The organism is Nocardia sp. NPDC058640 (assembly GCF_042716995.1).
In the GTDB taxonomy this organism is placed as follows: Bacteria; Actinomycetota; Actinomycetes; order Mycobacteriales; family Mycobacteriaceae; genus Nocardia.
Map to the genome: position 1 here is coordinate 1 of NZ_JBHXRG010000059.1, position 6,785 is coordinate 6,785.

At 66.7% G+C, this 6,785-nt stretch carries 5 protein-coding genes; 3 read left to right on the forward strand and 2 right to left on the reverse strand.

What is annotated here, in order from left to right; genetic code table 11:
- Window positions 1-157: 157 nt before the first annotated feature.
- A complete protein-coding gene (locus tag ACFWU5_RS28905) occupies window positions 158-1,537 on the reverse strand; it encodes a DUF1731 domain-containing protein (protein ID WP_379270038.1) in 1,380 nt (459 codons plus the stop codon).
- 59 nt (window positions 1,538-1,596) lie between these two features.
- Window positions 1,597-2,691, reverse strand: a complete 1,095-nt coding sequence (locus ACFWU5_RS28910) for a M23 family metallopeptidase (RefSeq protein WP_379270040.1) — start codon at window positions 2,689-2,691, stop codon at window positions 1,597-1,599.
- 520 nt (window positions 2,692-3,211) lie between these two features.
- Between ACFWU5_RS28910 and sucC the strand changes: the two genes are divergently transcribed.
- The 3 genes from sucC to ACFWU5_RS28925 all read left to right on the forward strand — a co-directional run bounded on the left by sucC (window position 3,212) and on the right by ACFWU5_RS28925 (window position 6,557).
- The gene (sucC, locus tag ACFWU5_RS28915) at window positions 3,212-4,381 is read left to right on the forward strand and encodes an ADP-forming succinate--CoA ligase subunit beta (protein ID WP_379239779.1); all 1,170 of its coding nucleotides are present in this window, start codon (window positions 3,212-3,214) and stop codon (window positions 4,379-4,381) included.
- Between the two features lie 11 nt (window positions 4,382-4,392).
- A complete protein-coding gene (sucD, locus tag ACFWU5_RS28920; RefSeq protein WP_379270042.1) occupies window positions 4,393-5,310 on the forward strand; it encodes a succinate--CoA ligase subunit alpha in 918 nt (305 codons plus the stop codon).
- Between the two features lie 203 nt (window positions 5,311-5,513).
- The gene (locus tag ACFWU5_RS28925; protein ID WP_379270044.1) at window positions 5,514-6,557 is read left to right on the forward strand and encodes a DUF5336 domain-containing protein; all 1,044 of its coding nucleotides are present in this window, start codon (window positions 5,514-5,516) and stop codon (window positions 6,555-6,557) included.
- Window positions 6,558-6,785: the final 228 nt, after the last annotated feature.

Below are 6,785 nucleotides of genomic sequence, written 5' to 3' on the forward strand. Positions count from 1 at the left end.
GAGTTAGCCACCGTTGCTGGAGGCTTCGCCTCGGACGCAACGGCGGCTAACTCGCGGCCGGGCCGCTACGCCGCTGCGCGGCGGACCCTCCCAATGGGTCGGGTGTGCGGGCTGGGAGTGCGGTCATGGCCGATTTGGGGTGTGCAGGGTGGTGGGGTTAGTGGGGGAAGAGGTCTGTTATTGCCTCGTCGAGGGTGGGGTACTGGAAGGTGAAGCCTGCTTTGTGGAGGACTTCGGAGGTGGCGTGGCGGCCCGTTAGACCGAGTGCTGGGTCGGTGCGCAGGGCTACTGCGCCGATGGTGAGCACGGCCTTTGGGGTGGGTGGTGATGGGGGGCGGTGCAGGGTTGTGCGGAGGGTGGACATGAGTTCGGTGTTGCGGACCGGGAATTCGGTGGCGGCTACGAGGATGCCGTTGGGCAGGGTGACGTCGGGGTCCATGCCCAGGGTGGCTCGGACTATGGCCAGCCAGTCTTCGATGTGGATCCAGCTGAACCATTGATTGCCCGGGCCTACTCGGCCGCCCAGGCCTGCCCTGGTGAGTTGGGCCAGGCGTTTGAGGGCGGGGGCGTCGGGGTCCAGGACGATGGACGTGCGCAGGATCGTCCAGTGGTCGGCGCGGGCGGGGTCGAAGGCTGCTTCCCAGGGTTGGGCTACGCCGGTCATCTGGGGTAGGCCGACCGGGATGGGTGTTGTTTCGGTGCAACGGGTTTCGCCCGCGTCGGACCAGATGGCGGTGGTGCTGGCCTGGACCCAGTAGTCGACGGGGGTGTCGCGCAGGCTCGCCGCTGCTACCAGGGCGGTGGTGGAATCGACTCGGCTGGAACGGAGTTCGGCCACATTGCGTTCGGTCGGTCGGCAGTCGACCAACTTCCCGGCGAGGTTGATCACGGCCAGGCGGCCGGGTTCGCGCAGTTCGGCGGACCAGGCGCCGATCGAACGGCCGTCCCATTCTGTTTGGCGGAACGGCAGTTTCGGGTTGCGGCGGCGGGTCAGCAGAGTGACGCGTTGGCCTCGGCAGGTCAGGTCGGCGGCGATCTGCAGGCCGAGTGCGCCGGTGCCGCCCGCGATCACGACGTTGAGGGCATCGTCGGCGGGGGCCAGGCCTGCCAGGCGGGCCAGGCGCGAGAAGTTCACGCGCGCATCGGTTTCGATGAAGGGGCGAACGACGGTGCGGGCCGCGGTGGCGGACGGGCCGGTGAAGCGCAGGGCCTGGGTGATCTCCGTGCCGCCGTCGCGGGGCGCCAGTCGCCAGGACAGGTGCATGGTGCCCGCGGGTTCGGGCTGCTCGATGGCGAGCTCACGATGAGGTTCGAAAGTGCTGACGGTGAACGGCTTTCCGAAACGCCCGTGGATTCGCGCCGAGAAATCCCCGTTGGGCACGTAATCGCCGGTGGCACCGACCGCGACCGGTCCGTGCATCCGCACCGACCGCACTCCGGGATTCCACTCGGACCACCGCTCGAGATCCCCGAGCACCTCCCACACCAATTCCGGTGAGAGGTCGATGAACTGCGTGTACTTCGTCGTACCAGCCATAGCTGAAACGCTAGACCCGCCCACCTCGCAGCGGAAGGGTGCTGCTGGTCACCCGAGCATCAATCGCGCTGGGAGCCCAAGCTGATGCCGCGGGTGGCCAACCACGGGACCGGGTCGATCTTGTCGGTGCCGTTCAGCCACACCTCGAAGTGCACGTGCGGGCCGGTGGAGAAGCCGCGGTTGCCCATGGTGGCGATCTGGTCGCCTGCCATGACCCGTTCGCCTTCGGAGACCGTCGCGGTGTCGATGTGGCCGTAGATGGTGATGGTGCCGTCGTCGTGCAGCACGCGGACCCACATGCCGAAACCCGACGCGGGGCCCGCTTCGACGATGGTGCCGTCGGCGACCGCGTAGATCGGGGTGCCGATCGGGCCCGCGACGTCGATGCCCAAGTGCTGGACACCCCAGCGGGCGCCGAAACCGGACGTGTAGTTGCCCGCGGAGAACTTGGCGAACAGGGGACGCAGCTTGGCGGATTCCTGGGCGGCGAGATCTTCGGCGAACTGGGCGCCCTTGGCGAGGATGTCGTCGAAATGGCTCTTGTCGGCGATCGCCGTGGCCTCGAGCACCTGGGGGGCGGCACCGGTGCCGGATTCGTCGGTGTTCATCGACTGCGCGGCGATCTCGTGGACCTGGCCCGCGGCTTCGTAATCGAGACCGCTGGCCGGCTGGCCCGGATCGGCCATGGCGGCCTGCCCGGCGGCGACGACGGCACCGGCGGCAACCGCGATGACCGCGGCACGGCCCTTCAGCGCGGCGGGCGGTGCGGGGACGCGGTGTGCGCCACCACGACGTTCGGCGCGGCGGGGGCGCTGCTCGGAGGTGGTCTCCTCGGCGGTGGCGGGTGCCCAGTCGGTGCTGAAAGTGCCGGTGTCATAGGACTCGTCGGCGGTCCACTCGTCTTCGGCGGGCGTCCATGCCGTGTCGTCGGACCACGTGTTCTGGTTGTGCCAAGCGTTATCGGTCTGCGGCCACGCGCGATCGGTCTGGGGACGTGCGTGATCGGTCTGCGGCCACGCGGTGTCGGCCGGTGCTCGACGGGCTTGCGGATGCGACGTGTACTCGTCGGCATACCGGTAACGGTGCCCGGAGCTGGTCCGATTCTCATCGGAGCTGGTGCGATTGTCGACTGGAAGGGTGGAGCGGTGGTTCATCGTATGAAGTACCTCACGCTATGTCGTCCTCCTCAGTCCTGACTTGCCAGTCGTGACCTGGTTGTCGTGACCTGGTTGTGACTTCGACCGCATTGACGGTAACGAAGCGATTGCGTAGTGGCAAGCGCTGGTCGGAAACCTACCCGTGCGTGTGACGTTCATCACCGTAACGCGGCGGAATATCTCACCGGATTCCGATGCCTCGGGTGAGGTCTGTCGACGACATAACGTAGTAGATGGCGGGGTGCCCTCGCTTTACGTGGCCCTACCTGCCAAGGCATCGAAAATCGCCCGAAAACTACTCGCCAGTAGCGTCAGCCAGCGGTTTTTCGGACCTCCCCTAAATCGCCGTGACCTGCGCCACTTACTATGAACGTGGTCGTTTACCCCTCCCCGTGACTAGTTACAGTCCGACCGACCCGCAAGCTGACCATTGCGAGCGACCCGCAAACAGTCGCTACGGCCTGTCGGTCCTCCAACCAAGTCGTTGTCATAGCAACGCAGACGAGACGGTGAGTACATGGATCTCTTCGAATATCAGGCGAAGGAGCTCTTCGTTAAGCACGGAGTGCCTTCGTCCGAGGGTCGTGTTTGCGACACGGCCGAAGAAGCACGCGCCATTGCCGAGGAAATCGGCAAGCCCGTGATGGTCAAGGCGCAGGTCAAGGTGGGCGGCCGCGGCAAGGCCGGCGGCGTGAAGTACGCAGCCACCCCCGAAGACGCGTTCACCCACGCGCAGAACATCCTCGGCCTGGACATCAAGGGCCACATCGTCAAGAAGCTCCTGGTCGCCGAGGCCAAGGACATCGCGGAGGAGTACTACATCTCCTTCCTGCTCGATCGTTCCAACCGCACCTACCTGGCCATGTGCTCGGTCGAGGGCGGCATGGAGATCGAAGAGGTCGCCGAGAAGACCCCCGAGCGTCTGGCCAAGATCCCCGTGGACGCCGTCAAGGGTGTCGACCTGGCCTTCGCGCGTGAGATCGCCGAAAAGGGCCACCTGCCCGCCGACGTGCTCGACGCCGCCGCGGTGACCATCCAGAAGCTGTGGGAGGTCTTCGTCAACGAGGACACCACCCTGGTCGAGGTCAACCCGCTGGTGCGCACGCCCAACGACGAGATCCTCGCGCTGGACGGCAAGGTCACCCTCGACGAGAACGCCGAGTACCGCCACCCCGACCACCTCGAGTTCGCCGACGTCGACGCGACGGATCCGCTCGAGCTCAAGGCCAAGGAAAACGACCTCAACTACGTCAAGCTCGACGGTGAGGTCGGCATCATCGGCAACGGCGCCGGTCTGGTCATGTCGACCCTGGACGTCGTCGCGTACGCGGGCGAGAACCACGGCGGCGTGAAGCCGGCCAACTTCCTCGACATCGGCGGCGGCGCTTCGGCTTCCGTGATGGCCGCGGGTCTGGACGTCATCCTGGGTGACGCGCAGGTCAAGAGCGTGTTCGTGAACGTCTTCGGTGGCATCACCGCCTGTGACGCGGTCGCCAACGGCATCGTCGGCGCGCTCGAGGTGCTCGGTGCCGCGGCCACCAAGCCGCTGGTCGTCCGACTGGACGGCAACAATGTCGAAGAGGGTCGCCGCATCCTCGCCGAGGCCAACCACCCGCTGGTGACGCTGGCCCAGACCATGGACGAGGGCGCCGACAAGGCCGCCGAACTCGCCTTCAGCGCCAAGTAAGGAACGCGAACATGTCCATCTTCCTGAACAAGGACAACAAGGTCATCGTCCAGGGCATCACCGGCGGCGAGGGCACCAAGCACACCGCGCTGATGCTGAAGGCGGGCACCAACGTCGTCGGCGGCGTGAACGCGCGCAAGGCCGGCACCACGGTCAAGCACACCGACAAAGACGGCAACGAAGTCGAGCTGCCCGTGTTCGCTTCCGTGGCCGAGGCCATGGAGAAGACCGGCGCCGACACCTCGATCGCCTTTGTGCCCCCGGCCTTCTCGAAGGACGCCATCATCGAGGCCATCGACGCGGAGATCCCGCTGCTCGTGGTCATCACCGAGGGCATCCCGGTGCAGGACTCCGCTTACGCGTGGGCCTACAACGTCGAAAAGGGCGAGAAGACCCGCATCATCGGCCCGAACTGCCCCGGCATCATCACCCCGGGCGAGGCGCTGGTCGGCATCACCCCGAACAACATCACCGGTAAGGGTCCGATCGGCCTGGTGTCGAAGTCGGGCACCCTGACCTACCAGATGATGTACGAGCTGCGCGATTTCGGTTTCTCGACCGCGATCGGCATCGGCGGCGACCCGGTCATCGGCACCACCCACATCGACGCGATCGCGGCGTTCGAGAAGGACCCCGAGACCAAGATCATCGTGATGATCGGCGAAATCGGTGGCGACGCCGAAGAGCGTGCGGCGGCCTACATCAAGGCCAACGTGACCAAGCCGGTCGTGGGCTACGTCGCCGGTTTCACCGCGCCCGAGGGCAAGACGATGGGCCACGCCGGCGCCATCGTGTCCTCCGGTGGTGGCACCGCGCAGGCCAAGCAGGACGCGCTCGAAGCCGCTGGTGTGAAGGTCGGCAAGACGCCGTCCGCCACCGCCGCCCTGGCGCGCGAGATCCTGGAGAAGGCGTCCATCGCTTCTGCCTGATCACTTTTGAACTGTCGAAGGCCGCCTTCAGGTTTCACCTGGGCGGCCTTCGTCGACTTATCCACAAGGTAGCGGTTTATCCACAGGCTGGATCGCTAGGTGATGACCGTGAGGCCGACGTGCAGTAGCGTCAGTGAACGGATCACCGCACCAGTCAGATCGACGCGACCGATGCGCACGACTCGACAAGGAGACGACGAGACATGTCATACCCGACCGGGGGCTCCGGGTACAACGGACCCGCGACACCCGCCGCGCCTCAGGGCCCCAGCACCGGAGCCGCCGCGGCTGCGCCATCGACCGCGGACGGTACGGAAGGCTCGCAAGGTAAAGGGCTGCCGTTCATCTTGACCGCGGCCGCCGCCGGACTCGGCGTCATCACCTTCCTGCTCGGCTTCGCGCCCTACTACGGTGTCAGCATCACGCGTGAGACCTCCACCGGCAGCATGTTCGAGTCCAACGGCGCCTCGGCCGCGACGTTGATTCTGGCCGCCGCGGTGTTGGCCGGGCTGTCGCTGCTGCCCAAGCAGAACGTCCTCGGTGTCGCCGCGGCACTGAGCATCGCCGGGTTCGCGGGCGTGGTCGTGTCGTTGATCAGCATGGGCGAGGGCATCGAAATGCAGTGGGGCGCGTTCGTCGTCGCCGCGTTCTCGTTCGTGGTCGCCGTGCTGTTGGTGCTGGCCTTCCTGTTCGGCCTCGGCATCATCAAGGCGCCGGCACCGAAACCGGCTGCGCCGCAACAGCAGCAGAACCAGTACGGCCAGTACGGTCAGCAGGGTTACGGCCAGCAGGGCTACGGCCAGGGCCAGCAGTCCTATGGGCAGCCCGGCTACGGCCAGGGTTCCACCGGTGGGCAGTACCCGACGCAGTCGCCGTCGCCGTACGGTCAGCAGAGCTCGCCGTCGATTCCGCAGGCGCAGCAGCCGTCCTACGGTGCGCCGGGTCAGACCGGCCAGCCGGGTCAGCAGGGCTACGGCCAGCCCGCTCAGTCGCCCTACGGCCAGCAGTACGGGACGCCGCAGCAGCAGCCCACCCCGTACGGTGCGGCACCGCAGGCGCAGCCGCGTCCCGACGAGAGCGCTACGCAGACGTTCGGTGGCCAGCAGGGCCAGCCGTTCGGTGCGCCGACCTACGGTGGCGCACAGCCGTCTTCGTCGGCCGCACCGCAGCCGTTCGGCGGCGAACAGACCGCCGATCCGGCCGCGGACGCGACCACCGCGTTCCGTCCCAGCGACGACAACAAGTAAAAAACACCCGGCATGATCGGTCAGCGCTCGGAGGCGGTAGCGAAGCGTGACCACGCAGAGCGCCCGATCATGCCTAATGGATACGGCCTGCCGCGTGTAGTTCAGGGTCGTTCGCGAGCCCACAGGTACGCCTGTGGGCGCGCGGCGCGCCGGACCCCCGGCCCCCCGGGGCGGGGCCACCCCGAAACCAGTGGCGAATAAACAAAAGAAGGAGGCCACAGAAATATT